The sequence below is a fragment of the Pseudonocardia sp. Ae505_Ps2 genome (assembly GCF_001932425.1).
Taxonomy (GTDB): Bacteria; Actinomycetota; Actinomycetes; order Mycobacteriales; family Pseudonocardiaceae; genus Pseudonocardia.
In genome coordinates, this window is sequence record NZ_MCIP01000001.1 from 2,412,280 (window position 1) to 2,414,878 (window position 2,599).

Below are 2,599 nucleotides of genomic sequence, written 5' to 3' on the forward strand. Positions count from 1 at the left end.
GGTAACGGTAGGCCGTTGCAGTGCTGATCGCGTTGTCACCGGCCGAACATCGGACCCGGGTAGCATCACAGAACCAGCGGATCACCAGCACTGCCTGGGCGAACGGGGTCAACGCCCGCCGCCGGGTGCCACGTCGACGGCGTTGAAGGACCAGGAGCCGCGCCAGATAGGCCACGGTGCGCTCCCCGATCGGGAGGACAGCGGTGTAGGTGACAGGATCAGACATGCAGGACCTCGGTGACGGTGTCGATCTGTGCTGGACCGAACCGATCTACCGGGGTCCTGCCCCGTTCCCGCTCATCTCACCACCCTCGGCGTGTCGCCACGACCTGCCACCCCGCTACTGAGAACACCTCAGTGACGCCGCACTGATCGCGAGAGGGATTGCTGGGGTCCCATTCAGCCTGACACTCGGGAGGCCGCGTCTCGTCGCACCAGCTCTCACGTACCGCGCGCTCGACGTCGGCAAGGGTGTAGGTGGGTATGAGGCGAACGTGCCACGAAGCACCGACAACTTGGCCGACAAGCCCCGGACTCCGCCAGACCCGGTACCGCTCGATGACCGGGGGAGAGTGCGGTGGAGCTGGTGAACTCCTCGCGGCGCGCCGAGACGGCAGCCGGTCTGGCAGGGACGAGCCCACGTCGCGAGAAGATCCCAGCGGGACCGGACGTGGAGAGAGCGGTCAGGACGGCAGCAGGACGAGACCGTCGTGTTCGGCGACGTCGGCGAAGTCTCTGGTGTTCAGCGTCGCGAGCGGGACGTCGTTCGCGATGCAGGTGGCGGCGATCCACGAGTCGTCGCCGGGCGTGCGCGTCCGCGGAGCCGCGCGGCAGCGTTGATCCGCTCCCGGACCGGGAGACCGTCTCGTCGGAGTCCAAGACGACGACGTGGGCGAGCCAGTCGTCGAGCTGGTCGCGGGTCAACCCGCGTCCCTCACGACGGCACCTGGTCTTGTTCCACGCGGAGGATGGGCAGGGACACCGGAACGTCGTCACGCAGGCCAGTCGAGCTGTGCGTCCGGTACCCCATGCTGTCGTCCATAGTTCTCCGCGGCGCGACGGCCCTCAGCGTCGCCCCGCCGGTACCGAAACACCAGGTGGGGAAAGATGATGAGGGTCTCGTCGGTCGTCCTCATGTCGACATACCAACCGGGCTCGTCGAGGACGCGGGAAAGCTGGTTCGACAGTTCGGTGACCATGCTGTCGTCGGCCTCGAACGTGAGCAGGGTCCAGATTCGCGCTTGGGCCGCGATCGCCGAACGGGCCTCGAACCGCTGGATACGTGAGACACGGAGAGCGAGCTCTCCCAAGTCCGTCCCCAGCCGCAGACTCTCGGCGATCAGCGTGCCAGTCGCCATGTCGGTTCCCTCCTTCCCCGCACCGTCGTGCAGGCGATCTTCGGGGCGTGCCTGACAGTAGGCAAGGGGCAGCCGACATGGGGCCGGAGTTCGAACAGGCGCGGCAGTGGGTGCCCTCTGGAAGATCGCTGTCGCGGCCACCGTGGAGGAGTCGGCAGCTGGGGTGTGGTGCCGCGATCGGCGAGGTGCGACCGCAGCAGGACCGTAGGCGGTGGGGACCGTGGCCGGCCCCCGGGGGGAGAAGTGCTCAGTCCCCGACGCGGCGCCGCGTATTACACCGCGATCCTGTTGACGCCGGGTGTCCCATACTGTCCGAATGGGGCAGGCCACGTTGGAGACATCCCGACTGCTTCTCACGCCGCTGGCCGAGGAACATCTGGAGCTCGAGGTCGCAGTCGACTCCGATCCCGAGGTCATGCGCTATCTGACCGGGCGGCCCAGCCCCCGGAAGACGGTCGAGGCGCAACACCGGAGACGGCTCGCAATCTCCCAGAACACACCAGGATTCGGCCTGTGGGCCGGCTTCACCGCGGGACAGTTCGTCGGTTGGTGGCTACTCCATCCGTCTACCCGTCCCGAATCCGCTGCCGGCGAAGGCGAGGTCGAACTGGGGTACCGGCTGCTCCGTCGATTCTGGCGTCAGGGTTTGGCCAGCGAGGGTGCTCGGGAGCTGATCCGCCATGCGTTCGATGACCTTGGACTCTCACGGGTGTTCGCCGAGACCATGGCTGTCAACACCGCGTCGCGCGCAACGATGAACTCGGTGGGGCTCCACTACCAACGCACGGTGCACCGTGAGTGGGACTACCCATTGAGGTGTTCTCAGTAGCGGGGTGGCAGGTCGTGGCGACACGCCGAGGGTGGTGAGATGAGCGGGAACGGGGCAGGACCCCGGTAGATCGGTTCGGTCCAGCACAGATCGACACCGTCACCGAGGTCCTGCATGTCTGATCCTGTCACCTACACCGCTGTCCTCCCGATCGGGGAGCGCACCGTGGCCTATCTGGCGCGGCTCCTGGTCCTTCAACGCCGTCGACGTGGCACCCGGCGGCGGGCGTTGACCCCGTTCGCCCAGGCAGTGCTGGTGATCCGCTGGTTCTGTGATGCTACCCGGGTCCGATGTTCGGCCGGTGACAACGCGATCAGCACTGCAACGGCCTACCGTTACCTGCACGAAGGCATCGACGTCCTCGCCGCGGCCGCACCCGGCCTGCACGGAGCCCTGCTCGCCGCCCGCACAG

At 67.2% G+C, this 2,599-nt stretch carries 2 protein-coding genes and 2 pseudogenes; 2 read left to right on the top strand and 2 right to left on the bottom strand.

Annotation, left to right across the window (positions count from 1 at the left end; genetic code table 11):
- Positions 1-226, bottom strand: a pseudogene (locus tag Ae505Ps2_RS31950) (IS5/IS1182 family transposase); the annotation flags it as partial.
- 766 nt (positions 227-992) lie between these two features.
- A complete protein-coding gene (locus Ae505Ps2_RS11545) occupies positions 993-1,358 on the bottom strand; it encodes a hypothetical protein (RefSeq protein ID WP_075309046.1) in 366 nt (121 codons plus the stop codon).
- Between the two features lie 316 nt (positions 1,359-1,674).
- Here Ae505Ps2_RS11545 and Ae505Ps2_RS11550 point away from each other — a divergent pair, with 316 nt between their 5' ends.
- Positions 1,675-2,187, top strand: a complete 513-nt coding sequence (locus Ae505Ps2_RS11550; RefSeq protein ID WP_084786250.1) for a GNAT family N-acetyltransferase — start codon at positions 1,675-1,677, stop codon at positions 2,185-2,187.
- Positions 2,188-2,301: 114 nt separating this feature from the next.
- Positions 2,302-2,599: pseudogene (locus tag Ae505Ps2_RS32595) on the top strand (IS5/IS1182 family transposase); the annotation flags it as partial.

Coding starts and splice junctions, on each gene's coding strand:
- Ae505Ps2_RS11545 (WP_075309046.1), bottom strand. CDS start 1,358: ATGGCGACTGGCACGCTGATCGCCGAGAGTCTGCGGCTGGGGACGGAC.
- Ae505Ps2_RS11550 (WP_084786250.1), top strand. CDS start 1,675: ATGGGGCAGGCCACGTTGGAGACATCCCGACTGCTTCTCACGCCGCTG.